This is a genomic window from Pseudomonas sp. FA-1 (assembly GCF_056856075.1).
Map to the genome: position 1 here is coordinate 177,492 of NZ_JBWXTH010000004.1, position 24,162 is coordinate 201,653.

At 63.4% G+C, this 24,162-nt stretch carries 22 protein-coding genes and 1 pseudogene; 11 read left to right on the forward strand and 12 right to left on the reverse strand.

All coding sequences use genetic code 11. The features are described from left to right. Window positions 1-46: 46 nt before the first annotated feature. From pcaF to pcaR, 4 genes are all read right to left on the reverse strand, one after another. Window positions 47-1,258 (reverse strand): 3-oxoadipyl-CoA thiolase, encoded by a 1,212-nt coding sequence (gene pcaF, locus AC1MHZ_RS09575; RefSeq protein ID WP_482966335.1) that lies wholly within the window; start codon window positions 1,256-1,258, stop codon window positions 47-49. Beyond that, a complete protein-coding gene (locus AC1MHZ_RS09580) occupies window positions 1,255-2,034 on the reverse strand; it encodes a CoA-transferase subunit beta (protein WP_084855855.1) in 780 nt (259 codons plus the stop codon). Before AC1MHZ_RS09580 ends, pcaF begins: the two co-directional genes overlap by 4 nt. Next, window positions 2,031-2,891, reverse strand: a complete 861-nt coding sequence (locus tag AC1MHZ_RS09585) for a CoA transferase subunit A (RefSeq protein ID WP_084855854.1) — start codon at window positions 2,889-2,891, stop codon at window positions 2,031-2,033. Before AC1MHZ_RS09585 ends, AC1MHZ_RS09580 begins: the two co-directional genes overlap by 4 nt. A 164-nt stretch (window positions 2,892-3,055) precedes the next feature. After that, a complete protein-coding gene (gene pcaR, locus AC1MHZ_RS09590; protein ID WP_084855853.1) occupies window positions 3,056-3,925 on the reverse strand; it encodes a pca regulon transcriptional regulator PcaR in 870 nt (289 codons plus the stop codon). Window positions 3,926-4,487: 562 nt separating this feature from the next. On the opposite strand from pcaR, the gene AC1MHZ_RS09595 reads away from it, so the two are divergent. Continuing rightward, window positions 4,488-4,688, forward strand: coding sequence for a hypothetical protein (locus AC1MHZ_RS09595; protein ID WP_084856120.1), 201 nt, complete (start codon window positions 4,488-4,490; stop codon window positions 4,686-4,688). 317 nt (window positions 4,689-5,005) lie between these two features. Then, window positions 5,006-6,478 carry an inorganic phosphate transporter gene (locus AC1MHZ_RS09600; RefSeq protein WP_084855852.1) on the forward strand — a complete coding sequence of 491 codons (1,473 nt, stop codon included), beginning with the start codon at window positions 5,006-5,008 and terminating at the stop codon, window positions 6,476-6,478. Between the two features lie 110 nt (window positions 6,479-6,588). Here the strand turns inward: AC1MHZ_RS09600 and AC1MHZ_RS09605 are convergent, their stop codons facing one another. Next, window positions 6,589-8,064, reverse strand: a complete 1,476-nt coding sequence (locus AC1MHZ_RS09605; RefSeq protein ID WP_324812873.1) for a helicase HerA-like domain-containing protein — start codon at window positions 8,062-8,064, stop codon at window positions 6,589-6,591. Between the two features lie 167 nt (window positions 8,065-8,231). Between AC1MHZ_RS09605 and AC1MHZ_RS09610 the strand changes: the two are divergent. The 5 genes and pseudogenes from AC1MHZ_RS09610 to gpgF form a co-directional block, all read left to right on the forward strand. Continuing rightward, window positions 8,232-9,248, forward strand: a pseudogene (locus tag AC1MHZ_RS09610) (HAMP domain-containing protein); the annotation flags it as partial. A gap of 93 nt (window positions 9,249-9,341) precedes the next feature. Beyond that, the gene (locus AC1MHZ_RS09615; protein ID WP_482966336.1) at window positions 9,342-10,106 is read left to right on the forward strand and encodes a methyl-accepting chemotaxis protein; all 765 of its coding nucleotides are present in this window, start codon (window positions 9,342-9,344) and stop codon (window positions 10,104-10,106) included. 316 nt (window positions 10,107-10,422) lie between these two features. Further along, window positions 10,423-11,544 carry an N-acetylglucosaminyl phosphatidylglycerol synthase gene (gpgS, locus tag AC1MHZ_RS09620; RefSeq protein ID WP_482966295.1) on the forward strand — a complete coding sequence of 374 codons (1,122 nt, stop codon included), beginning with the start codon at window positions 10,423-10,425 and terminating at the stop codon, window positions 11,542-11,544. Beyond that, window positions 11,537-12,301 (forward strand): N-acetylglucosaminyl phosphatidylglycerol deacetylase, encoded by a 765-nt coding sequence (gpgD, locus tag AC1MHZ_RS09625; protein ID WP_084855848.1) that lies wholly within the window; start codon window positions 11,537-11,539, stop codon window positions 12,299-12,301. The genes gpgS and gpgD overlap by 8 nt, the downstream gene beginning before the upstream one ends. Next, window positions 12,298-13,290: a glucosaminyl phosphatidylglycerol flippase gene (gene gpgF / locus AC1MHZ_RS09630; RefSeq protein WP_084855847.1), complete on the forward strand. Its 993-nt coding sequence runs from the start codon at window positions 12,298-12,300 to the stop codon at window positions 13,288-13,290. The genes gpgD and gpgF overlap by 4 nt, the downstream gene beginning before the upstream one ends. 65 nt (window positions 13,291-13,355) lie before the next feature. Here the strand turns inward: gpgF and purU are convergent, their stop codons facing one another. Beyond that, on the reverse strand, window positions 13,356-14,207 hold the full coding sequence (purU, locus tag AC1MHZ_RS09635; RefSeq protein WP_084855846.1) for a formyltetrahydrofolate deformylase: 852 nt from the start codon (window positions 14,205-14,207) through the stop codon (window positions 13,356-13,358). Between the two features lie 305 nt (window positions 14,208-14,512). On the opposite strand from purU, the gene mvaT reads away from it, so the two are divergent. Continuing rightward, entirely contained in the window at window positions 14,513-14,890 is a 378-nt protein-coding gene (gene mvaT, locus AC1MHZ_RS09640; protein ID WP_084855845.1) for a histone-like nucleoid-structuring protein MvaT, read from the forward strand. Window positions 14,891-14,957: 67 nt separating this feature from the next. Here mvaT and sbcB read toward each other — a convergent pair whose 3' ends face one another. The 3 genes from sbcB to AC1MHZ_RS09655 all read right to left on the reverse strand — a co-directional run bounded on the left by sbcB (window position 14,958) and on the right by AC1MHZ_RS09655 (window position 17,340). Beyond that, window positions 14,958-16,388 (reverse strand): exodeoxyribonuclease I, encoded by a 1,431-nt coding sequence (sbcB, locus tag AC1MHZ_RS09645; protein WP_324817788.1) that lies wholly within the window; start codon window positions 16,386-16,388, stop codon window positions 14,958-14,960. 88 nt (window positions 16,389-16,476) lie between these two features. Further along, entirely contained in the window at window positions 16,477-16,836 is a 360-nt protein-coding gene (locus tag AC1MHZ_RS09650) for a PilZ domain-containing protein (protein WP_084855843.1), read from the reverse strand. Window positions 16,837-16,953: 117 nt separating this feature from the next. Continuing rightward, window positions 16,954-17,340, reverse strand: coding sequence for a tol-pal system YbgF family protein (locus AC1MHZ_RS09655; protein WP_084855842.1), 387 nt, complete (start codon window positions 17,338-17,340; stop codon window positions 16,954-16,956). Window positions 17,341-17,522: 182 nt separating this feature from the next. Between AC1MHZ_RS09655 and pyk the strand changes: the two genes are divergently transcribed. Next, window positions 17,523-18,977: a pyruvate kinase gene (gene pyk, locus AC1MHZ_RS09660; protein WP_084855841.1), complete on the forward strand. Its 1,455-nt coding sequence runs from the start codon at window positions 17,523-17,525 to the stop codon at window positions 18,975-18,977. Window positions 18,978-19,113: 136 nt separating this feature from the next. Here the strand turns inward: pyk and AC1MHZ_RS09665 are convergent, their stop codons facing one another. Further along, window positions 19,114-20,034 carry an iron-sulfur-binding ferredoxin reductase gene (locus tag AC1MHZ_RS09665; RefSeq protein ID WP_324817783.1) on the reverse strand — a complete coding sequence of 307 codons (921 nt, stop codon included), beginning with the start codon at window positions 20,032-20,034 and terminating at the stop codon, window positions 19,114-19,116. A gap of 365 nt (window positions 20,035-20,399) precedes the next feature. On the opposite strand from AC1MHZ_RS09665, the gene AC1MHZ_RS09670 reads away from it, so the two are divergent. Further along, window positions 20,400-21,923 (forward strand): fumarate hydratase, encoded by a 1,524-nt coding sequence (locus AC1MHZ_RS09670; RefSeq protein ID WP_084855838.1) that lies wholly within the window; start codon window positions 20,400-20,402, stop codon window positions 21,921-21,923. Between the two features lie 113 nt (window positions 21,924-22,036). On the opposite strand, the gene AC1MHZ_RS09675 is transcribed toward AC1MHZ_RS09670, so the two are convergent. Continuing rightward, the gene (locus tag AC1MHZ_RS09675) at window positions 22,037-22,909 is read right to left on the reverse strand and encodes a carbon-nitrogen hydrolase family protein (RefSeq protein ID WP_084855837.1); all 873 of its coding nucleotides are present in this window, start codon (window positions 22,907-22,909) and stop codon (window positions 22,037-22,039) included. Then, window positions 22,906-23,496 carry a GNAT family acetyltransferase gene (locus AC1MHZ_RS09680; protein WP_084855836.1) on the reverse strand — a complete coding sequence of 197 codons (591 nt, stop codon included), beginning with the start codon at window positions 23,494-23,496 and terminating at the stop codon, window positions 22,906-22,908. The genes AC1MHZ_RS09675 and AC1MHZ_RS09680 overlap by 4 nt, the downstream gene beginning before the upstream one ends. Before the next feature lie 115 nt (window positions 23,497-23,611). On the opposite strand from AC1MHZ_RS09680, the gene AC1MHZ_RS09685 reads away from it, so the two are divergent. Beyond that, a complete protein-coding gene (locus AC1MHZ_RS09685) occupies window positions 23,612-24,010 on the forward strand; it encodes a nuclear transport factor 2 family protein (protein ID WP_482966296.1) in 399 nt (132 codons plus the stop codon). Window positions 24,011-24,162: the final 152 nt, after the last annotated feature.

Here is a 24,162-nt window from a genome sequence, read left to right on the forward strand (position 1 = left end):
AGACACACCCAGTAACAATCTCGTTCCACCGCCGCGCCTACAGGGCTTAGGTGTCTACGCGCTCGATCGCCAGGGCCAACCCCTGCCCTACCCCTACGCACATGGTCGCCAGGCCCTTGCGCCCGCCGCACTTTTCCAGTTGGTGCAACGCCGTCAGCACCAGCCGCGCGCCGCTCATGCCCAAGGGGTGCCCCAAAGCGATGGCGCCACCATTGGGATTGACCTGCGGCGCATCGTCCGCGATGCCCAGCTCACGCAACACCGCCAAGCCCTGGCTGGCGAACGCTTCGTTGAGTTCGATGACATCGAATTCACCCACCGCGATCCCCAGCCGCTCGCTCAGCTTGCGCACCGCAGGCACTGGTCCGATGCCCATCACCCGCGGCGCTACCCCGCCGCTGGCCATGCCCAGCACCCGCGCACGCGGGGTCAGGCCATGCGCGTGCACCGCCTCGGCCGAGGCCAGGACCAGCGCCGCGGCGCCATCGTTGACACCCGAGGCGTTGCCGGCAGTAACGGTCTTTTCCGGGCCGTTGACCGGTTTGAGGCGTGCCAGCGTCTGCAGGGTGGTTTCCGGGCGCAAATGCTCATCCTGCTCGACCAGGCTTTCACCCTTCTTGTGGGCAATACGCACCGGCACGATTTCCTCTGCAAAGTAGCCCGCGGCTTGGGCAGCCGCGGCCTTCTGCTGGCTTCGCAGGGCGAAGGCGTCCTGGTCGGCGCGCGAGATATGGAAATCGTCGGCCACGTTGTCGGCAGTCTCAGGCATTGAGTCCACGCCGTACTCGGCCCTCATCAATGGATTGACGAAGCGCCAGCCGATGGTGGTGTCCTCGAGCTTCATGTTGCGCGAATAGGCGCTCTCGGCCTTGCCCATCACGAAAGGTGCGCGGGACATGGATTCGACCCCACCGGCAATCGCCAGCTCCATCTCGCCGCTGGCAATGGCGCGAAACGCGGTACCGATGGCATCCATGCCCGAGGCGCACAGGCGGTTCAGGGTCACGCCCGGCACGCTTTGCGGCAGGCCGGCCAACAGCAGCGCCATGCGTGCCACGTTGCGGTTGTCCTCGCCAGCCTGGTTGGCGCAGCCAAGAAACACTTCGTCCAACTGGGCCCAGTCGACCTGGGGGTTGCGCGCCATGAGCGCCTTGAGCGGCACCGCCGCCAAATCATCGGCACGCACGCTGGCCAAGGTTCCGCCGAAACGGCCGATCGGGGTGCGGATGGCATCACAGATGAATACGTCACGCATCAGACTTCTCCTACTGTCTGCCCATGGGCGACAGCGGTGCGGGCCTCCAGCTCGCGCAGGGCACCCAGCTCGATGTCGCTGGGTGCAGCGGTGGTCTGCACGCTGTCGGCGAAGCGAATCGGCCAGCCGGTGGCGGCGATGATCTGCTCGCGGGTCACGCCCGGGTGGATCGATGTCACCACGAACTCATGGGTACCGGCTTCCGGTTCCATGATGCACAGGTCGGTGATGATGCCCACCGGCCCCTCCCCTGGCAGGCCCAGGCGTTGACGCGAATCACCGCCCTCGCCGTGGCCGACCGAGGTAATGAAATCGAGCTTTTCGACGAAGGCACGCGTCGACTGCTTGAGGATGATCAGCACCTGCTTGGCCGAGCCTGCAATCTCCGGGGCACCACCGGCACCCGGCAGGCGGGTCCTGGGGGCATGGTAGTCACCCACCACGGTGGTGTTGATGTTGCCGAAGCGGTCGACCTGGGCAGCACCGAGGAAGCCCACGTCGATCCGCCCACCCTGCAGCCAGTAGCGGAAGATCTCGGCGGTGGGCACCACGGTGTCGGCGGTTTCCGCCAGCTCACCATCCCCGATGGACAGCGGCAGCACGCTGGGCTTGGCGCCGATCGGGCCGGACTCGTAGATCAACACCACATCGGGCGACGAGGTCAGACGCGCCAGGTTGGCGGCCTTCGACGGCAAGCCGATGCCGACGAAGCAGACAGCCCCGTTACGCAGGCGACGGGCTGCGGCGACAGTCATCATTTCGGACGTTGAATAGCTCATTGCGCAGCCTCCGCGGTACCGGCCAGCTTGGCCTTGAATGCGTTGAAGTCGACGGTGCCTCGGATATAGGTGTCGATCCAGGCGGTGAACGACTCACGGTCGCGGGCGATCGGGTCCCAGGCCTGGTAGAAGTGGTTGTCTCGCTCGTAATAGCCATGCGCATAGGATGGATGAGCGCCACCAGGCACCAGGCACACCGCGCTCAAGGCCCAGGTCGGCAGGATGCAGGCGTTCATCGGCGCCCGCAGGTCGTCGACGATTTCCTCGACAGTGACGATGCAGCGCCTGGCCGCCAAGGCCGCCTCCTTTTGCACGCCGAGGATGCCCCATAGCAGCACGTTGCCCTTGCGGTCAGCCTTCTGCGCGTGGATCACGGTGACGTCGGGGCGCACCGACGGCACCGCCGCGAGCACCTCGCCGGTGAACGGACAGGTGACGCTCTTGATCAATGGGTTGACCTTCGGCAGGTCGGAGCCTGCGTAGGCACGCAGCACCGCGAAGGGCAGGCCTGAGGCACCCGCAACGTAGGCATTGGCCAGGTCGGCGTGGCTGTGTTCCTCGATTTCGATCGCGTGGGGCCAGCGCTTTTCCACTGCGTCTCGCAAGCGATGCAGGGAACCGACCCCCGGGTTGCCGCCCCAGGAGAAGATCAGCTTGCGCGCACAACCGGCACCGATCAGCTGGTCGTAGATCAGGTCCGGGGTCATGCGCACCAAGGTGAGGTCCTGCTTGCCCTGGCGGATGATCTCGTGGCCCGCGGCGGTCGGGATCAGGTGGGTGAAACCTTCGAGGGCGACCGTGTCGCCATCCTGGATGAATTGCTTCACCGCGTCGTGAAGGGAAAGGATTGCTGCCATTGGAGACTCCTGGTCAGGACGAGCCGGTCAGTGAGCAGCGGGCAAGAGCATCGCTGCGATGCGCTCAGATTAAGGAGCCTCGCAGGTGGCTTACAATCCGATAATCGAACTTTAGTTCGATTATCGAACTAAAAATTTGAGACGCAAACGTAGCTGCGGTAACCCTAGCCAAACAGTTGATGGCATAGGTCCCGACTGGCTGCCAGCAGGATCGGCAGGAACCGCTGCTCCAGTTCGCTGCGGGTCACCCTCCCCACGTGCGTGCTGACGTTCAGCGCCGCCAGCACCTGCCCCGAGGCGTCATAGATCGGCACGGCAATCGAACGCAAACCTTGCTCCAGTTCCTGATCGACCACGCACCAGCCCTGGGCACGCACCTGCTGGATGCAGGCGAACAGCGAATCCGGATCATGCAGGGTGCGACTGGTACGGGCCTTGAGGTCGGCACGCTCCAAGTACTCCCAAAGGCTCGCATCGTCCAGCGCCGCCAACAGGATCCGCCCCATGGACGTGCAATAAGCCGGCAAGCGGCCGCCGACCGACAAGTCGACCGAAATCAGGCGCTCCACGGTGGCCGAGCGGGCGATATAGAGAATGTCGTCGCCTTCAAGGGTCGCCATGTTGGCCGCTTCGTGCAGTTGGTCGCTGATGCGGTCCAGATACGGCTGCGCGGACACCGCCAACGGGGTCGACGACAGGTAGGCATGCCCCAAGGTCAGCACCTTGGGCAACAAGGAATAGGTACGCCCATCGGTGGTTGCGTACCCCAGCTTCATCAGCGTGTGCAAGCAACGGCGCACCGCCGCCCGGGGGATCTCGGTCCGGTGGCTGATCTGAGCGATGGTCAGGTGGCGCTTACGCTCCTGGAACGCCTGGATGACGGCCAACCCCCGGGCCAGGGAGGTCATGAAGTCCGGATCACCGGTAAAGGCCTGGATGCGCTTGGCCGGCGATGCCACGATCGGCGGTGCCAGCGCGGGCGCCGCAGGGCGCGCCGGTTCCGGGTTGGTGGTGTCCTGGGTGTCTTCGCTCATGGCTACCTCAAAAAAATCTCCGCTTTGTGCGATTATCGAACAAACGGCCGATAATCGCAATTGACCGCTGACACGTTTGCTTATACCTTTCTCCTGCCACATGTGGCTTCTTTGGAGAGACTGGTCAGGTACCCACCGTAGAAGTCCCCAGGCAACGGCCTCGCTAACCCCGAGGCCGTTTTTCCTTTTGTTGCTCTTTGTAAGAACTTTCGAAACCCTCGAGCCTCAAACTTTCAAGGCCTACCCAATTGTGAAACACGCCAGGCTTAAACTGTGCAGTGGCTTGGTGTTGTCGCCTAAAGTAGGTAGCCATTGACTTGCTGGTTGCTATAATCGAACCCGCTGGCCCGGACATTCGGCATCGCCCTCATCCGGCACCCTCATCGAGTTCCCCGCCAGCAAAGCCGCGTGCAGGGCCAAGACCTTAATCACTTTCCGGGTGCCCTGTTCCGTATTGAATATTGTCGCTACGACAACCTGTTCGCACTGGCGGCGTAGCCGTATGCATAACTTTGCATGACGAAGGCCAGCGCAAAATTTCAAATTTTATTCGGGTATGACTGTGACGAAAGAAGAACTGCGCGCGGAACTCGAGCGCCAGGCTGAACGTTACAAGGATGTTTACGGTGGTGAAGTCACCACTTATGCCGCACAACCGGAACCGGAGCGCAAACCTTGGCGCAAGCGTGCCACGGTCCAGGACCAGGCGTTCGCCCAGGAACTGGAAAAAATGGAAAAGGAACTGCGCAGCGAAGAAAGCTGACCCAGCGCTTCATGCCATCACGCATGCCTTGCCGTCAGGCAAGACGGGCGTAGGCTTTTTTACCGAAAAGCCAGGAACGAAACGGAATTACACAAATTTAATACAAGCGTTTGAATCATTCAGCGCATGCAGAATTTGCGATTTTTCCATTTGTTTCGCAGGATTTAGCTGCTTTTAGCCACTGAAGTCCTGCAGAAGCTCGCCTTGCGTTGCGCTTCGTGGCAGTCGGCAGGGTCGTCATCGGTTCGTCGCAGGGGCATCGATTGCCAAGGTTTTCTGGCATAATCGCGCCCCCCTATGACCGCCAGACAACCTTCATGATCGAATTATTCAGCGGACTGGATGCGTGGGTGCTGGTGAGCTTGCTGCTCGCTTTGACCTTCGTGCTCGCATTCGAGTTCATCAATGGCTTTCATGACACCGCCAACGCGGTAGCCACTGTCATCTATACCAAAGCCATGCCGCCGCACCTGGCCGTGTTCTTCTCCGGCGTGTTCAACTTCCTCGGGGTTCTGCTGGGCGGTGTCGGGGTGGCCTATGCCATCGTCCACCTGCTGCCGGTCGAGCTGCTGATCAATGTGAACACCGGCCACGGCCTGGCCATGGTCTTCTCGTTGCTGGCCGCGGCCATCACCTGGAACCTGGGCACCTGGTACTTCGGTATCCCGGCGTCCAGCTCCCACACCCTGATCGGCTCGATCCTCGGCGTGGGCCTGGCCAACGCGCTGCTCAACGACATCCCACTGGGCGATGGCGTCAACTGGCAGAAGGCGATCGACATCGCCCTGTCGCTGGTGGTCTCGCCGATGGCCGGCTTCGCCGTCGCAGCCCTGGTGCTGATCGGCCTGAAGTGGTGGCGTCCGCTGTCGAAGATGCACAAGACCCCCGAGCAGCGTCGCAAGCTCGATGACAAGAAGCACCCGCCCTTCTGGAACCGCCTGGTACTGGTGATCTCTGCCATGGGCGTGAGCTTCGTGCACGGTTCCAACGATGGCCAGAAAGGCATCGGCCTGATCATGCTGGTGCTGATCGGCATCGTTCCGGCGAAGTTCGTCCTCGATCTGAACAGCACCACCTACCAGATCGAGCGCACCCGCGACGCCACCTTGCACATGAGCCAGTTCTACGAGCGCAACGCAGCCACCCTGGGCGAGTTCCTGGCGCTGGGCAAAGCCAAGTCGTCCGACCTGCCCGAGCAGTTCAGCTGCAACCCGCAGCAGACCGAGCCGACCATCGCCGCCCTGCAATCATCGCTCAAGGGCGTGACCGATTACCGCGACCTGAGCGCCGAGAAACGTGTCGAAGTGCGTCGCTACCTGCTCTGCCTGGACGACACCGCGAAGAAGGTCGGCAAGCTGCCAGGCCTGGAAAGCCGTGAAAAGGCCGACTTGGAAAAGCTGCGCAAAGACCTGACCGCCACCACCGAATACGCCCCGTTCTGGGTGATCGTGGCCGTCGCCCTGGCCCTGGGCCTGGGCACAATGGTCGGCTGGAAGCGCGTGGTCCTGACCGTTGGCGAGAAGATCGGCAAGCAAGGCATGACCTACGCCCAAGGTATGTCGGCACAGATCACTGCAGCCTGCGCCATTGGCATGGCCAATATCTTCAGCCTGCCGGTGTCGACCACCCACGTATTGTCGTCGGGCGTGGCGGGCACCATGGTCGCCAACAAGAGCGGCCTGCAAGGCGGCACGGTGAAAACCATCCTGCTGGCTTGGGTACTGACCCTGCCAGCTTCGATGAGCCTGGCCGCCGGCCTGTTCTGGCTGGCCTCCAAGGCGATCAGCTGAGCGATACCGCTGTAGTGGAAAAGGCGCCCTTCGAGGCGCCTTTTTCGTTCCTGCTCACATCCGTGACGCAGCCATCGCGGGACAAGCCCGCCCCCACAGGGCCCTGCTCGCTACCGCCGCTTGCCCCCCAGCAACGACCCCATCAACCCCCGCACCAATTGCCGGCCGAGCTGATTGGCCGCCTGACGTACCGCCGACTTGATGGCCTGCCCCGCGGCACTCTGCAGGAACTCGCCGGCCTTGTCGGCAAAGCTTTCCTCGTCAGCCTGCGGCTGCGGGGCCGGCTCTACCGGCTCGCCCTTGCGTGCCGTGAGCATTTCATAGGCCGACTCCCGGTCGATCGGCTTGTCATAGCGCCCGGCCAAAGGTGACCCCGCAATCAAGGCTCTGCGCTCGACCTCCGTCAACGGGCCGATCCTCGACTGCGGCGGGGCGACCAGCACCCGCTGGACCATTTCCGGCGTGCCCTTGTCCTGCAGGGTGCCCACCAACGCCTCGCCGATCCCAAGCTCGGTGAGTACGCTGAGCGCATCGAAGGCCGGGTTCGGCCGGAAGCCATCGGCCACTGCCCGCAGCGACTTCTGCTCCTTGGCGGTAAAGGCGCGCAGCCCATGCTGGATACGCAAGCCCAACTGCGCCAATACCGCATCCGGCAGGTCACCCGGCGACTGGGTGACGAAATACACGCCCACGCCCTTGGAGCGGATCAGCCGCACGACCTGTTCCAGACGATCCTGCAGCGCTTTCGGCGTGCCATTGAACAGCAGGTGGGCTTCGTCGAAAAACAACGCCAGCACCGGCTTGTCGGCATCGCCACGCTCGGGCAACTGTTCGAACAATTCGGCCAGCAGCCACAGCAGGAAAGTCGCGTATACCTTGGGCGCTTCATGCACCAGGCGGCTGGCATCGAGCAGGTGGATGCGCCCGCGGCCATCACCGTCCGGGCGCAGCAGGTCTTCCAGCTGCAAGGCCGGTTCGCCGAACAAGGCCTCGGCCCCCTGCTGCTCCAGGGTCGAGAGGCGGCGCAGCAAGGCCTGGGTGGAGCCGGTGGTCATCAGCGCGGCATCGTCACCCAGCAGTTGCGGGTTGTCCTTCAGGTGCCCGAGCAGGGCCTTGAGGTCCTTGAGGTCAAGCAACAACAGCCCCTCGCGGTCTGCCACCTTGAACGCGGCGTACAGCGCCGCCTGCTGGCTGTCGGTCAGCTCCAGCAGGTTACCCAGCAGCAAGGGCCCCATTTCGCTGAGGGTGGTGCGCAACGGGTGGCCCGACTGGCCGGCGACATCCCACAGGGTGACGGGGTAGGCCTGGGGCTTATGGCCCAGCCAGGGCATGCCGGCAATACGTTCGGCCACCTTGCCCTGTGGCGCACCGGCCGCGCCCAGACCGCACAGGTCACCCTTCACGTCGGCGGCGAACACCGCCACGCCGGCGTCGCTGAAGGCCTCGGCCAGGTGCTGCAGGGTCACGGTCTTGCCCGTTCCCGTGGCACCGGCCACCAAGCCGTGGCGGTTGGCCAGGCGCATGGCCTGGCCTACGGGCTGGCCATCCATGCCCGCCCCTACAACGATTTGCGAAGAATCCGACATCTTCTTTCATCCTCTATTCAAGCTTTGCCGCGTTACGGCCGATACCCCAGGGTGATGTTTCACCTCGAAAGACAGGAACAACCCGAAAAGGACCTGCGGGCATTGTTGCACTGTTTTCAAGCTGCCTTCGTGCGAACGACCCGATAAAAACCTTAGCGGACCACGCCATGAACAAAAGCCTTCGTTTCAGCCACAAGATACTCTTGGCGGCCTCATTGATCGTGATAGTCGCCTTCAGCCTGTTCACGCTCTATAACGATTACCTCCAGCGTAATGCGATTCGCGACGACCTGGAGAGTTACCTGGCGGAAATGGGCGAGTCGACATCGACCAATATTCGCAACTTGTTCGACGGCCGTATCAAGTTGGTGGAGAACCTGGCACAGAACATCGCACATAATCCCGCCAATGCCGAAACTTTCATGGGGCAACCGGCCCTGCTTTCGAGTTTCCTCACCGTTTACCTGGGCAAGGTGGACGGCGGCTTCAGCGTCCGCCCGGACTCGAAGATGCCTGATGGCTACGACCCGCGGGTACGCCCCTGGTACAAGGACGGTATGAGCGCCAGCGGCGCCATGCTGACCGAGCCCTATATCGACCTGACCACCAACAAGATGGTCATCGGTATCCTCAGCAAGGTGTCGGCCAACGTCGGCGTAGTCGGTGGTGACCTGGCCCTCGATGGCCTGGTGGAAATCATCAATTCGCTGGACTTCGGCGGCATGGGCTACGCCTTCCTGGTCAACGACCAGGGCAAGATCCTGGTGCACCCTGATAAAGAGCTGGTGATGAAGTCGCTCACCGACCTGTTCCCCGAGGGTACCCCGACGCTTTCCGGCGAACTGACCGAAGTCCAGGCCAATGGCCAGGCCCGCCTGCTGACTTTCACGCCGATCAAGGGCCTGCCTTCGGCCAACTGGTATATCGGCCTGTCGGTGGACAAGGACAAAGCCTTCTCCATGCTCAGCACCTTCCGAACCTCGGCGATCATCGCCACGCTGGTGGCGGTGGTCATCATCATCGCCTTGCTGGGCCTGCTGATCCGTGTGCTGATGCAACCGCTGCATACGATGACCCGTGCCATGGAGGACATCGCCGAGGGCGAAGGCGACCTGACCAAGCGCCTGCAGATCCACCAGCACGACGAATTCGGCATCCTCGGCACTGCGTTCAACCGTTTCGTGGAGCGCATCCATGGCTCGATCCGCGAAGTATCCTCGGCCACCGAGCAGGTCAATGAAGTAGCCCTGCGGGTGATCAGCGCCTCCAACTCGTCGATGGCCAACTCCGACGAGCAGTCCAACCGCACCAGCAGCGTCGCCGCCGCCATCAACGAACTGGGCGCCGCCGCCCAGGAAATCGCCGGCAATGCGGCCCAGGCCTCCCAGCACGCGACCTCCGCGCGGCTGCTGGCCGAGGAAGGCCAACAGGTGGTGGAACGCAACATCGAGGCGATGAACCGTCTCTCGGACCTGATCGTGACCTCGAGCGCGCACATCGAGACGCTCAATCACAAGACCGTTAACATCGGCCAGATCCTCGAGGTGATCACCAGCATCTCCCAGCAGACCAACCTGCTGGCACTCAATGCCGCCATCGAAGCTGCCCGCGCCGGGGAAGCCGGCCGTGGCTTCGCCGTGGTCGCCGACGAAGTACGCAACCTCGCCCACCGTACCCAGGAATCAGCCCAGCAGGTGCAGGCCATGATCGAGGAACTGCAGGTAGGCGCCCGCGAATCGGTGGAAACCATGGGCCAGAGCCAGCGCCACAGCCAGGACAGCATGGAGATCGCCAACCAGGCCGGCGAACGCCTGGACAGCGTGACCCTGCGCATCGGTGAAATCGACGGCATGAACCAGTCGGTGGCCACTGCCACCGAGGAACAGACCGCCGTGGTCGACTCGATCAACATGGACATCAACGAGATCAACATGCTCAACCAGGAAGGCGTCGAGAACCTGCAGGCCACCCTGCGCGCCTGCGCCGACCTGGAGCAGCAGGCCAGCCGGCTCAAGCACCTGGTCGGCAGCTTCCGCATCTGATTCACCGCTCCCCTCCTGTAGGAGCGGCCTCGTGCCGCGAAAGGGGCGCAAAGCGCCCCCGTCGATCTACAGCCGATCACCGATAGCGGCCGGACCACTCCTGGCCTTGGAATCTTGGGGCTGCCTTGCAGCCCTTTCGCGGCACGAGGCCGCTCCTACAACAGACAAGACGCCGTGGCGCCTCCCGCCTGCAGGACAAGGCCCGCCCTCGCCTCGAATCCCGATCGAACAAACTATCCTTAAGGAAGGTCAACCTTTAGGCGTGTCATTACGGCCATTACCGCCAGATGACAGACCCGAAGACGATCCCGGAGGGATGCTGATCGTGCACATCGCTGACATCACCATGTTCTACGCCCCGGCCAGCGGAGGCGTACGTACCTATCTTGATGCCAAACATCGCCGACTCGACGCCAGGCCAGGCGTGCGTCACAGCCTCTTGATCCCCGGCGCCAGCGCCAGCCATGCCAACGGCATCTACCAGGTGCCGGCACCGCCCTTGCCCTTCGGCAACGGCTACCGTTTCCCGGTACGCCTGGCTCCCTGGTGCAATGTGCTGCGGCGCCTACAGCCGGACCTGATCGAAGTCGGCGACCCCTACCTCACCGCCTGGGCCGCCCTCGAGGCGCGGCGCAAGCTTGACGTCCCGGTGATTGGTTTCTATCACTCCGACCTGCCGTTGCTGGTCAGCAACCGCATGGGCAATTGGTTCACCCCCAATGTCGAGGCCTATGTCAGCAAGCTCTACGGCAACTTCGACCGGGTCCTGGCCCCCAGCCAAGTGATGGCCGACAAACTGTGCCGGCTCGGGGTCAAGGATGTGCATGTGCAACGCCTGGGCGTGGACCTGGCCACCTTCAACCCCGAACACCGCGACCCTCACCTGCGCGCCGAGCTCGGCATCCACGACACCACCCGCCTGCTGGTGTTCGCCGGCCGCGGTTCGCGGGAGAAGAACCTGCCGGTGCTGCTCGACTGCATGACCCACCTGGGCCGCCACTACCACTTGCTGCTGGTCGGCTCCAACATGCCCGCCAACGTACCGGGCAATGTCAGCGTCATCGACCACTTCTGCCCGCCCCAGGAGGTCGCCCGGTTGTTCGCCAGCGCCGACCTGCTGGTGCATGCCGGGGACCAGGAAACCTTCGGCCTGGTCATCCTCGAGGCCATGGCCAGCGCCACGCCGGTGGTAGCGGTGCATGCCGGTGCCTTCGGCGAGATCATCACCGACCAGTGCGGGCGCCTGTGCACGCCCAACGACGGCCAGGCCATGGCCACCGCGGTGCGGGAAATCTTCGAAGCTGGTGTGCGGCGTCTCGGCGCCCAGGCCCGCCGCCACGTGGAGCAGCACTACGCCTGGGACAAGGTGGTCGATGGCTTGCTCGCCCACTACCAGGCCGTGCTGGGCCATCAGCCGCAGGTGCGTGCCCATGGTTGAAGCGGCCGCCGCGCCACGCAGCCTTATGCTGGTGCTGCACGACGTCGCGCCCGAGACCTGGCCCGACTACCAGCCCTTCGTCCAGGCCGTGGACCAGCTCGGTGGGGTGCCCATGACCTGGCTGGTGGTACCGGACTTTCACCACCGCAATGCGTTGGCGCGCTCACCGACCTTCTGCCGGCTGCTCGAGCGACGCCTGGCACAGGGGGACGAACTGGCCCTGCATGGCTACTTCCACACCGACGACGCTCCGGCGCCACGCAGCCCCGGCGAGTTCTTCATGCGCAGGGTGTATACCCACGAAGGCGAGTTCTATGGGCTGGACGAAGCCGATGCCTTGCTGCGCCTGGAGGCCGGGCTGGAAGTATTCCATCGCCATGCCTGGCCTGTGGCCGGCTTCGTCGCCCCGGCCTGGCTGATGAGCGAAGGCACGCGCCAGGCCCTGCGCCGTCTACCGCTGCGCTATACCAGCACACCACGGCACCTCTACCGACTGCCGGAATTCACCGCCATCGACGCCCCCGGCCTGGTGTGGAGCGCCCGCAGTGCCTGGCGCCGTGGGCTATCACGGATGGTCTGCGATTGGCAATGCCAGCGATGGCGCGAAGCCGACACCCTGCGCCTGGGGCTGCACCCGGTGGACATGCGCCATCGATCCTCCCGTGACTATTGGCTGCGTACCTTGTACACATTGCTCGAGCAAGGCCGTCAACCGCTGACCAAGTCTGCCTGGCTGGCACGCCAGGCTGTCGCATGAACCGCTTCGGCTGGCTGGGGCTGGCGCTGCTGGTGGCAGTGCTGGTCCCGACCCTGCTGGGCGGTGGTGACCTGCTGCCACGCCTGAAATCCTTCGCCCCCGGGCTGATGGCGATACTGCTGGGCATGATTCTGGTGTGCTGGATGATCAATGCCCTGCGCCTGCGCCTGCTGCTCGGCCAGCAGGGCGCCAGACTCGGCCGGGTCCGCAGCCTGGGCGTAATCATGGCCACCGAATTCGCCATCTGCACCACCCCGGGCGGCAGTGGCGGGCCGCTGACGCTCATGGCGTTGCTGGCCCGCGAGCGTATCGGCCCGGCGCGCAGCGGCGCCGTGTTCGCCATGGACCAGCTCAATGACTTGGTGTTTTTCTTCTGCGCCATGCTGGCCATTGCCGGCTACGCCCTGTTCCACAGCCTGGGGCACACCCAGGAAAGCATGCTGTTGGGCAGCGCCTTGCTGCTGTGCTCGGCTCTGGCAGGGATCGTCGCGCTGCTGCGCTATCGCCGCGCGGTGATGCGTTTCAACGGGCGATTGTTGTATCGGTTGGGCATGTCATGCCGGCGACGGCGACGCTGGGCGCGCAAGCTGCTGCGGTTCGTGCACGCCCTGACGGATACCTGGCGCCTGCCCAAGCGCACCCTGGCCCTGGTCTTCACCCTGACCTGCGCCCACTGGAGCCTGCGCTACAGCGTGCTGTACCTGGTATTGCGAGGTTTGGGCGTGGAGTTGTCGTGGATCCCCAGTTTCCTGGTGCAGATCCTTTCGCTCAGTGCAGGGCAGTTCAGCCTGTTGCCCGGCGGAGCGGGTGCAGCCGAGCTGACCTCGGCCAGCCTGCTCGCGCCCCTGGTGGGCAGTTCGACGGCCGCCGCAGCGATCCTGATCTGGCGCGCGGTGACCTACTACTTCTATTTGATCGCGGGCGGGCCGGTGTTCGTCTGCCTGTTGGCGCGTCCATTGCTGGAGCGCTGGCGTCGTCAGACGCGCTGAGCGGCATAGGCCGCTGTGCGGCCCGCATCGACAAGATTTCGCGCCCCGAGCCGCAGCGATAGCGATCAGTCGAACACTACGGTCTTGTTGCCATGCACCAGCACGCGGTCTTCCAGGTGATAGCGCAGGCCGCGGGCCAGCACCATCTTTTCCACGTCACGGCCGAACCGCACCATGTCCTCGATGCTGTCGGCATGGCTCACACGTACCACGTCCTGCTCGATGATGGGGCCTGCGTCCAGCTCCTCGGTGACGTAGTGGCAGGTGGCGCCGATCAGTTTCACGCCACGCAGGGCCGCCTGGTGGTAAGGCTTGGCACCGACGAAGGACGGCAGGAAGCTGTGGTGGATGTTGATCACCTTTTCAGCGTATTCCTGGCACAGCTGCGGTGGCAGGATTTGCATGTAGCGGGCCAATACCACTACGTCGGCACCGTGCTCCTCGACCAGACGCGACACTTCGGCGAATGCCGGTTGCTTGTCCTTCGGGTCCACCGGGACATGGAAGAAGGGAATGCCGTGCCACTCGACCATGCTGCGCAGGTCATTGTGGTTGGAGATCACGCATGGGATGTCGCAATCGAGCTCATCGGTGTGCCAGCGATGCAGCAGGTCGGCCAGGCAGTGGGACTCACGGCTGGCCATCAGGACAACGCGCTTCTTCTGGGCCGAATCGGTGATTCGCCAAGTCATGGAGAACTCTTCGGCGATCGGCGCGAACGCCTCGCGGAAGGCCTCGATGCCAAAGGGCAGGGATTCGGCGCGGATCTCATGGCGCATGAAGAACCAACCACTCTGCTCATCGGAGTGGTGGCTGGCTTCGTTGATCCAGCCGTTGTACAAGGCCAGGAAATTACTGACTTTCGCCACGATGCCGACACGGTCGGGGCAGGCAATCACCAGTCGATAGGTGCGCATGAAGGAGACTCCGGAAACTTCGCAAAGGCGCACATTCTAGCGGCCCTCCGGAAAAAACGCAGTATCGATTGCCCGGCCCCTTGGATGCCCTGTCGCTTGTACCGCCGGCAAACGCTGTCGTGGGCAATATCTGTAGGAAAGGATGAATTTGCCAGCCGATATGTAAAAATTTCTTAACCCAAAGCCTGCTTTGTCGCACAACAATTAACAGTTCATTGTCTTTTTAATTGTTTACTTGCGAGTTTGGCCTGTCTATTATTGCCCCGAACTGTTATCCCTCGAACATGCTACTCAAGGAACACTCCATGTCCCTGATCAACGAATACCGCGCCACCGAAGAAGCTATCAAGGAACTTCAGGCCCGCCTGGCCAACCTGTCTCAAGATGACAAGCTGAAGAAAGAGCTGGAATTCGAAGGCAAACTGCGCGCACTGATGGGTGAATACTCCAAGTCCCTGCGCGACGTGATCGCCCTGTTGGATCCAGAATCCAAGCTGAGCAAAGCACCGCGCGGTGCCGTCAAGGCCACCGGCACCAAACGTGCCCGTAAAGTCAAGCAATACAAGAACCCGCACAACGGTGAAGTGATCGAAACCAAAGGCGGCAACCACAAGACCCTGAAAGAGTGGAAAGCCAAGTGGGGCGGTGATGTGGTTGAAAGCTGGGCAACCCTGTTGGATTAAAGGGTTGCCTGTGCAATACCCATGAAAAACGCCGGCCTATTGCCGGCGTTTTTTTATGGGCTCGACCCTACAACTGATACTGCGCTTTCAATTGCTGAACATAGGCTCGCCATGCGTCCAGCACTTGTCGCCCTGCCTCGTCAGCCGCACCCCAGGCGCTCTGGCACGCCTGTTCGAAGTCACCCAACGTATTCGGCGCGCCCAAGCGTGGGTCACTCAAGCGCTGCTGGCAGAACCGATGCCAACGTTGCTGTTCTTCTGCAGTCAAGGTGTCGGTAAAGTTCCTGGCACGGTAACGGAACAACAATTCCGGCATTCGTGGGTCGTCGAACATCCAATGCCCCTGCCCCAATTGGCGAGGGTCAAGGCTACGGACCTGTTCGCATAATCGACGATCCCGATCGCCCAGGAAACCGTCATACAGTTGCTGCTCCGGATCTTCGCTGGGGGCAAACTCGTCGCCTGTGTAAATAGCGTCCAGCTTGCCCTGCCAAAGGTGTTGCTGATTGGCCAAATGTTCGCCGCGCTGTTGCAGGAGGGCCATATCCAGCCCCAGCCGTTGCTGGTCGGCAGGCCGTAATACCGACAACGGAGCGAGTACCGGACAACGGTTGATCTGCACCAACTTCAGAGGAACAGGTAATTGTCCGTCAGACAATTCGTCACGCCGGGTATACAAACATTTTCGTAATGTTTCGGCACTGTCCTGCAACAGCGGCGCGCTGTCCAGGTGCAGGTCACATACAATCAACGCATTGCGATTACGTGGATGCCAGGCCAACGGCAATACAACCCCCAGGTAACTACGCTCTGCCGAAAAACGCCCCGACACATGCACCAGGGGCTGCAGAAGGCGAATGTGTTCCATGACCTTGTGTTTGCTGCGCAGGTTGAACAGCCAGTCATACAAGCGGGGTTGTTTTTCACGAATCAGGCGCGCCAGGGCGATGGTTGCCCGCACGTCTGACAGCGCCTCGTGCGCCTGCCCATGGTCGATACCGTTGGCCTTGCTGAGCAGCTCCAGACGCAGGCTGGTGCGCCCGTCTTGTTGCGGCCAGACGATGCCCTCCGGGCGCAACGCATAGGCGGTGCGCACCACATCGATCAAGTCCCAGCGGCTGTTGCCGCCCTGCCATTCGCGTGCATACGGGTCGAAGAAATTGCGATAGAGGCTGTAGCGGGTGACCTCGTCGTCGAAACGCAAGGTGTTGTAGCCGGCACCGCAGGTACCGGGGCGTGCCAGCTGCTCATGCACACGGGTCATGAATTCGGCTTCGCCCAGGCCGTTGGCGGCCAGCTGCGCGGGCGTGATGCCCGTCACCAGGCATGCCGCCGGGTGCGGCAGGATATCGTCACTGGGCCGGCAATACAGGTTGAAGGGCGCTTCGATCTCGTTGAGCTCGAGGTCGGTGCGCACGCCGGCGACCTGCAGCGGGCGGTCGCAACGGGGGTTGATGCCGGTGGTTTCGTAGTCGTGCCAGAAGATGCTGGAGCTCACGGGGTCTTCCTGTAACAAGGTCGACAGAGTCTAGCGGCCTGGCCGGTCAATTCGAATACCGATTTCGATGCAGCGCATTGCGTGCGCCTTATGCGGAGGCGTTCAGGGGGCGAAAACTGAAGTAGTCACGCAGCGCCCGGACGAAGTCCTCGTACTCGCGCGGCGGCTGCAGCAACATGAACCCTGCATCGTAGTGGCCGGGCGTCTGATCTTCACGGCACCAGAGGCAACTGGCTGTCAGGTCGATGCACTGGCTAGCTGCGCCAGCGAGCGGCAGGCGCAACTGCAGCTCGAAGTCCGGCCCCACCAGCACCGGCAACTGGCTGATCAGCATCATGCCATCTTCCGAGGCATTGCCCAGGAAACCGATCGGCTGGTCGGTATAGCGGTTGTAGACCTTGAGCATGCAAGGCAGTTGATGCCGCTCTATATGACGTTGGATAAACATGGGGCGCGGTCCGTACCTGATGCCAGGAAGACAAGGTACTGGCGATGAACGTTACAACCCTTAACAGATTAGCTCAGCGCAGGTGGCTGTTTCGGTGATAGCAAGAACACCTTGGTATTAACGCCAAGGTGTAGCTGCCGCCGGGCTCGCGAGTGCCGCCTCGCCTGGGCGGTAATGGCCCAGCTGCTCGAGGGTCTGCAAACGCGCCTTGGCCCGGTAGGCATACTCGTTGTGTGGGTAGCGCTGGATCAGGTACTGATAGGTCTGCGCCGCATCCACATAGAGTTTCTGGCGCTCCAGGCATTGGCCGCGCAGCATCGAGACCTCGGGATGGATGAATGGCCGGGCCCGGCTGGTGCGGTCGACCTGGGACAGCTCCAGCATCACACGCTGGCAATCGCCACGGTCGTAGGCGCGGTAGGCATTGTTCAGGTGATGGTCCATGGACCAGCGGGTACAACCGACGACACTGGCCGCCACGGCCAAAACGATCAGGGCACGCATGGGGAATCTCCTTTGATGAGCAGGGTATCGGCCGGGCGCGGCAAATCTTCACACGTGCATGCAAGCATACCCCGGTCCGTTCAAATGCCAGCCTGCCGAACCCGGAGGTAGTGCAACGGAACAATGACTACAGCGATATTCAGGAGTAGCCTTTCGCTGCGCTTCACTATAGGAGTCTGTGCATGACCATCCGCCGTACCAAAATCGTCGCCACCCTTGGCCCCGCCAGCAACTCGCCGCAAGTGATCGAACAGCTGATCCTCGCCGGCCTGGACGTGGCACGCCTGAACTTCTCCCACGGCACCCCGGACGAGCACAAGGCCCGCGCCCGCCTGATCCGCGAGATCGCCGCCAAGAACGGCCGCCATGTGGCGCTGCTGGGCGACCTGCAGGGTCCGAAGATCCGCATCGCCAAGTTCACCAACAAGCGCATCGAACTGAAGATCGGTGACAAGTTCACCTTCTCCACCGTCCACCCGCTGACCGAAGGCAACCAGGACATCGTCGGTATCGATTATCCCGACCTGGTCAAGGACTGCGGCGTCGGTGACGAACTGCTGCTCGACGACGGCCGCGTGGTCATGCGCGTCGAGACCGCCACGGCCGATGCCTTGCACTGCGTGGTGATCGTCGGCGGCCCGCTGTCCGACCACAAGGGCATCAACCGCAAAGGTGGCGGCCTGACCGCGCCGGCCCTGACCGAAAAAGACAAGGCCGACATCAAGCTGGCCGCGGAAATGGACCTGGACTACCTGGCCGTCTCCTTCCCGCGCGATGCCAAGGACATGGAATACGCCCGCAAGCTGCGCGACGAAGCCGGCGGCACCGCCTGGCTCGTGTCCAAGATCGAGCGCGCCGAAGCCGTGGCCGACGATGAGACCCTCGATGGCCTGATCGCCGCTTCCGACGCCGTGATGGTCGCCCGTGGTGACCTGGGCGTGGAAATCGGCGACGCCGAGCTGATCGCGATCCAGAAGAAGATCATCCAGCACGCCCGCCGCAACAACAAGGCGGTGATCGTCGCGACCCAGATGATGGAGTCGATGATCCAGAACCCGATGCCGACCCGTGCCGAGGTTTCCGACGTGGCCAACGCCGTGCTGGACAACACCGATGCGGTGATGCTCTCGGCCGAAAGCGCCGCCGGCGCCTACCCGATCGAAGCAGTCCAGGCCATGGCACGCATCTGCCAGGGTGCCGAGAAGCATCCGACCAGCCAGAAGTCCAGCCACCGCCTGCACACCACTTTCGAACGCTGCGACGAAAGCATTGCCCTGGCGGCCATGTACACGGCCAACCACTTCCCGGGGGTCAAGGCGATCATCTCGCTTACCGAGAGTGGCTACACCCCGCTGATCATGTCGCGCCTGCGCTCGCATGTGCCGATCTTCGCCATGTCGCCGCACCGCGCCACCCAGGCGCGCGCCTCGCTGTTCCGTGGCGTGTACCCCATCGCCTTCGACCCGGCTTCACTGCCGGCGGACAAGGTCAGCCAGGCAGCCGTCGACGAGCTGCTCAAGCGCGGCCTGGTGGAGCAAGGCGACTGGGTGATCCTGACCAAGGGCGACAGCTACCACACCATCGGTGGCACCAACGGCATGAAGATCCTGCATGTGGGTGACCCGCTGGTTGGCTGATAGCCCCGAGGGCCGCTTTGCGGCCCTTTCGCGGCGCAAGGCCGCTCCTACAGGTATCGCGCAGGCCGGGGTCTTGCGCTGCCCCTGTAGGAGCGGCCTTGTGCCGCGAAAGGAGGGCGAAGCCCTCCCCGTCCACTCAGGCATGCTCGACAAACACATCAGAGAACATCTGGTTCCTCGGCACCCCGGCAATGAACAGCCGCCGAGCAAAGCGCTCGACACTCCCCGGCGCTCCGCACACCAACGCCACCGTTTGCCGCGAGGACGGCCGCAATCCCGCCAGCGTTTCATCCAACTGCTCCGCCAGCACCAGCTCGACATTCACGCCTTCCAGGTGCATCAGCGGCTCAGCCAGATAGTGCCCAAGGCTATCGCACGCCACATGTACCACCCTGATCTCCCCTTGATGCCCCTGCCGTAACGCCTCTCGCAAAATGCCCCATAACGGCGCCAGCCCCGTACCTGCCGCCAGCAGCCAGAGCGGTCGCTCCTGCCAGCCCGGGTCATAGTGCAACGCCCCACCCCTGAGTTCACCCAAGCTCAACACATCGCCGACCTGCAGCAGGCGGGCCTGGCCACAAAAAGCACCCGGGTGCCGGCAATCGATATGAAACTCGAGAAAATCATCTTCTCCCGGCACGCTCGCCAAGGAATATGGCCGGGCCACCGTTCCAAGCCACAGCACCAGGTGCTGCCCTGCCTGGTAGCGCAGCGGCCGCTCGGGGCGCAGGCGCAAGCGCAGCACGTCACCGAACCAGGCCAGGTCACACACCGTTGCGGCCTGGCCATCGCTGCGCGGGTCGAACACCGCCACGCGCAGGTCGCCCTGCACCTGGCACTGGCAGGCCAGGCACCAGCCCTGCTCACGCTGCGCCGGGCTCAGGGCATCGGGCATGGCCTCGAGCGGGTGACCATCCAGGCAGCGCACCAGGCAGGCATGACAACTGCCGGCGCGGCAGCTGTAGGGCACCGTGACGCCGGCCTCGTTCAAGGCATCGAGCAGGTTGCTGGCGACCGGCACCGTCCAGCGGCGGTCGCCGACACAGAGTTCGGGCATGGTCAGAAAATCTCGTTCAGTTCAAAAATCACCTGAGGCTGCATCGCGGGCAAGCCTGCTCCCACAGGTATGGCGGTGTCTCTAAAACAACGCAGGACAGGTGGGAGCCGGCTTGCCGGCGATGGCCGCGCAGCGGCCCTCATGCAACAGGATCGCACGTTCGCAGCAAAAAGAATGCCCGCCCCGTGCCGACCTTGGTCCAGACCACGCGCAGGTGTGCCGGGCACGGATGCGCGCTATACTGCCGCGCCCTTTTGCGTCGGCCACTGCCTGCCGGCGCGCCTTGCAAGGTGTTTCGACGCGCTGGTCGGCTGTGTCGGAAATGCCTTTACGAAATGTTCCCGTCTTTAAGAGGAGCGCGCTGCATGACCGTGATCAAGCAAGACGACCTGATTCAGAGCGTTGCCGACGCCCTGCAATTCATCTCGTACTACCACCCCGTCGATTTCATCCAGGCGATGCACGAGGCCTACCTGCGTGAAGAGTCGCCCGCCGCACGCGACTCCATCGCCCAGATCCTGATCAACTCGCGCATGTGCGCCACCGGCCACCGCCCGATCTGCCAGGACACCGGCATCGTCACCGTGTTCGTGCGCGTGGGCATGGACGTGCGCTGGGACGGCGCCACCATGAGCGTCGACGACATGATCAACGAAGGTGTACGCCGCGCCTACAACCTGCCTGAAAACGTCCTGCGCGCCTCGATCCTGGCGGACCCCGCCGGTGCCCGCAAGAACACCAAGGACAACACCCCGGCCGTCATCCACTACTCCATCGTTCCCGGCGACAAGGTCGAAGTCGACGTCGCGGCCAAGGGCGGCGGCTCGGAGAACAAGTCGAAGATGGCCATGCTCAACCCATCCGACTCGATCGTCGACTGGGTCCTGAAGACCGTGCCGACCATGGGCGCTGGCTGGTGCCCACCGGGCATGCTGGGCATCGGTATCGGCGGCACCGCCGAGAAGGCGGCCGTGATGGCCAAGGAAGTGTTGATGGAGTCCATCGACATCCATGAGCTCAAGGCCCGCGGCCCGCAGAACCGTATCGAAGAGCTGCGCCTGGAGCTGTTCGAGAAGGTCAACCAGCTGGGCATCGGCGCCCAGGGCCTGGGCGGTCTGACCACCGTGCTCGACGTCAAGATCATGGACTACCCGACCCACGCCGCGTCGCTGCCGGTCTGCATGATCCCTAACTGCGCCGCCACCCGCCACGCCCACTTCGTGCTGGACGGCTCCGGCCCTGCCGAGCTGGAAGCGCCGTCGCTGGATGCGTACCCGGAAATCGTCTGGGAAGCCGGCCCGAGCGCCCGTCGCGTCAACCTCGACACAATCACCCCGGAAGAAGTGGCCAGCTGGAAGCCGGGCGAGACCCTGCTGCTCAACGGCAAGATGCTCACCGGCCGCGATGCCGCGCACAAGCGCATGGTCGAAATGCTCAACCGTGGCGAAGAACTGCCGGTCGACCTCAAGGGCCGCTTCATCTACTACGTCGGCCCGGTCGACCCGGTCGGTGACGAAGTGGTAGGCCCTGCCGGCCCGACCACCGCCACCCGCATGGACAAGTTCACCCGCCAGATCCTCGAGCAGACCGGCCTGCTGGGCATGATCGGCAAGTCCGAGCGTGGCCCGACCGCCATCGAGGCGATCAAGGACAACAAGGCCGTGTACCTGATGGCCGTCGGCGGCGCCGCCTACCTGGTGGCCCAGGCGATCCGCAAGTCCCAGGTCCTGGCGTTCGCCGAACTGGGCATGGAGGCGATCTACGAGTTCGAGGTCAAGGACATGCCGGTCACCGTCGCGGTGGACAGCAACGGCGAGTCGGTGCACATCACCGGCCCTGCCCTGTGGCAGAGCAAGATCGCCCAGAGCCTGGCGGTTGAAGTGAAGTAACCCTCGGGGCCGCTTTGCGGCCCTTTCGCGGCACAAGGCCGCTCCTACAGAAATCACACGTCTCCTGTAGGAGCGGCCTTGTGCCGCGAAAGGGCTGCGCAGCAGCCCTGAATTCAGCTCACGCATTCGAACTGCTCCGGCCAGTCCCGCCGGATGAACACCTGCCCCTCGCGCCGCACCCGGCGTACCGCCTCCAGATCCAGCTCGCAGATCAGCCAGCGGCTACCCTCCGGGCACAACTCGGCACTCTCGGCCACCACCCCGTTGCCCGGCATGCCATGGTCCGGTGGCACGAACAGCCCTGCCCGTCCGATATTCTCATCCAGCGCCGGCGACCAGGCCGCCATGCCCACCGTTGGGCTTTGCAGCACCGCGATCTGGTTCTCCAACGCCCGTGCCTGGGCGCCGATGCGTACGCGGTGGTAGCCCGCCTCGGTGTCGGTGCAGCTCGGCGCCAGGATCAGGTCGGCCCCACCTTCGGCCAAGTGGCGGGCCAGCATGGGAAATTCATTGTCATAGCAGATCAGTATGCCCAACCGCCCGAGTGCGGTATCGAACACCTTGAGCCCTTCACCGGCAGCGATGTCCCACTGCTCCCGCTCGAAGCGCGTCATGATCAGCTTGTCCTGGTACCCCAGCACGCCGTCCGGGCCGAACAGCCAGGCACGGTTGCGATAGCAACCATCCGCATCGAGCACCGGCAGGCTGCCCGGCTGGAGATAGATACCCCAGCGCCTGGCAACGCCTTCGCACAAGGCCAGCCATGGCTCCAGCAGCGGCTGGATGCCGGCGATCGACCCCTTCAGGTCGCTGCGCTGGTCCGGGGGTAGTTGGCCGCTGAGCACCAGCCCGGCGTACTCCGGCAACAGCAGCAATTGCGCACCGCCCTCGACGGCTTCGGCGCACAAGGCCTGGAAGTGGTCGGCATAGGCCTCCCAGGTCTCGTGCAGCTCGATGGCGTACTGGCAGGCGGCGAGGCGGATCATATCGGCAGTTCCTTGAGCCAGAACGACATGATCTTCGACGACGCTTGTTCATCGTCCAGGTCACGCCAGGCGTAGGTCGTGCGCAGCGAGGGGTCGTGCAGGAAGCCGCGGTTACGCCAGAAGCCGTGCAGCGGCTTGTAGTCCGAAGGCCGACGCGGATGCCCGGCCGGGCGCTCCACGGCGCAGAAGGCGCAGTAGTCGAACTCGGCGAGCTTGTGGGCATAGGACTCGCGCTCGATAAAGAAGCGCACGCCCAGGCCCTGGCCACGGTAGGCCGGCAACAGCACCGACTCGCCGAAGTAATAGACGCTGGCCGGGTCGCGCCCCTGGGCCAGGAAAGGCTGCTGGAACTCGGGCGTTTCGTCGACCAGGGGCAGGCCGGTGGAGGCACCGACCACCCTGCCCTGGTCGATGGCCAGCACCGCCAGGCTACGCCCGGAGCGGGCATAGGTGGACAGGTATTCGGCCTCATATTCCGGCGTACCGTCGTAAAGGTAGGGAAACTCGCGGAACACCGTCAGGCGTAGGCGAGCGAGGTCATCGATGTAAGGCGCAATGGCTGCGCCGTGCAACAGGCGGATTTCCATGCGTAGCGGTCGTTTTGTCGATGTGGATGACGCGCTCGGCTAAGCCGGGCTTGAGGGGAAACCCTATCATCCGGCCCGAACCATTCCCTTTCCCGTACACGACAGGAACATTGCCATGACCGCTACCGAGCTTGTGAACGCCTACTACGCAGCCTTTAACGCCGGGGACATGCCGACCTTCCTTGGGTTGCTCAGCGAGGACGTGATCCACGACATCAACCAGGGCGAGCGGCAGATGGGCAAGGCGGCGTTTGCCGGGTTCATGGAGAAGATGAACCGCTGCTACCGGGAGCGGCTGGCCAATATCGTGGTCATGCAGAATGCCGATGGCAGCCGAGCGGCGGCGGAGTTCACGGTGCATGGGGAGTACCTGGCCGATGACGAGGGCCTGCCGCCAGCCAAGGGGCAGACCTACGTACTGCCGGCCGGGGCGTTCTTCTACATTCATTGCGGGAAGATTGCGCGGGTGACCAACTACTACAACTTGAATGATTGGGTTGAGCAGGTTGGGTGAGCCATACCCGGTTTGAAATGTAAACGATGTCTCCGGTTTGTACTGGGACGACCTCGCGCCCACAGGGACCTGAGCTTGCACGGCCCTTGTGGGAGCGGGCGTGCCCCGCGATTGGCCCAAGAGCCCACCGCCACTCCCGCTGAAAAAACAAC

Excerpts from the sequence above, each read along its gene's own strand:
- AC1MHZ_RS09580 (WP_084855855.1), bottom strand. The coding sequence starts at position 2,034 with ATGAGCTATTCAACGTCCGAAATGATGACTGTCGCCGCAGCCCGTCGC.
- AC1MHZ_RS09585 (WP_084855854.1), bottom strand. The coding sequence starts at position 2,891 with ATGGCAGCAATCCTTTCCCTTCACGACGCGGTGAAGCAATTCATCCAG.
- pcaR (WP_084855853.1), bottom strand. The coding sequence starts at position 3,925 with ATGAGCGAAGACACCCAGGACACCACCAACCCGGAACCGGCGCGCCCT.
- AC1MHZ_RS09600 (WP_084855852.1), top strand. The coding sequence starts at position 5,006 with ATGATCGAATTATTCAGCGGACTGGATGCGTGGGTGCTGGTGAGCTTG.
- AC1MHZ_RS09605 (WP_324812873.1), bottom strand. The coding sequence starts at position 8,064 with ATGTCGGATTCTTCGCAAATCGTTGTAGGGGCGGGCATGGATGGCCAG.
- AC1MHZ_RS09615 (WP_482966336.1), top strand. The coding sequence starts at position 9,342 with ATGGCCAACTCCGACGAGCAGTCCAACCGCACCAGCAGCGTCGCCGCC.
- gpgS (WP_482966295.1), top strand. The coding sequence starts at position 10,423 with ATGCTGATCGTGCACATCGCTGACATCACCATGTTCTACGCCCCGGCC.
- gpgD (WP_084855848.1), top strand. The coding sequence starts at position 11,537 with ATGGTTGAAGCGGCCGCCGCGCCACGCAGCCTTATGCTGGTGCTGCAC.
- gpgF (WP_084855847.1), top strand. The coding sequence starts at position 12,298 with ATGAACCGCTTCGGCTGGCTGGGGCTGGCGCTGCTGGTGGCAGTGCTG.
- purU (WP_084855846.1), bottom strand. The coding sequence starts at position 14,207 with ATGCGCACCTATCGACTGGTGATTGCCTGCCCCGACCGTGTCGGCATC.
- mvaT (WP_084855845.1), top strand. The coding sequence starts at position 14,513 with ATGTCCCTGATCAACGAATACCGCGCCACCGAAGAAGCTATCAAGGAA.
- AC1MHZ_RS09650 (WP_084855843.1), bottom strand. The coding sequence starts at position 16,836 with ATGTTTATCCAACGTCATATAGAGCGGCATCAACTGCCTTGCATGCTC.
- AC1MHZ_RS09655 (WP_084855842.1), bottom strand. The coding sequence starts at position 17,340 with ATGCGTGCCCTGATCGTTTTGGCCGTGGCGGCCAGTGTCGTCGGTTGT.
- pyk (WP_084855841.1), top strand. The coding sequence starts at position 17,523 with ATGACCATCCGCCGTACCAAAATCGTCGCCACCCTTGGCCCCGCCAGC.
- AC1MHZ_RS09665 (WP_324817783.1), bottom strand. The coding sequence starts at position 20,034 with ATGCCCGAACTCTGTGTCGGCGACCGCCGCTGGACGGTGCCGGTCGCC.
- AC1MHZ_RS09670 (WP_084855838.1), top strand. The coding sequence starts at position 20,400 with ATGACCGTGATCAAGCAAGACGACCTGATTCAGAGCGTTGCCGACGCC.
- AC1MHZ_RS09675 (WP_084855837.1), bottom strand. The coding sequence starts at position 22,909 with ATGATCCGCCTCGCCGCCTGCCAGTACGCCATCGAGCTGCACGAGACC.
- AC1MHZ_RS09680 (WP_084855836.1), bottom strand. The coding sequence starts at position 23,496 with ATGGAAATCCGCCTGTTGCACGGCGCAGCCATTGCGCCTTACATCGAT.
- AC1MHZ_RS09685 (WP_482966296.1), top strand. The coding sequence starts at position 23,612 with ATGACCGCTACCGAGCTTGTGAACGCCTACTACGCAGCCTTTAACGCC.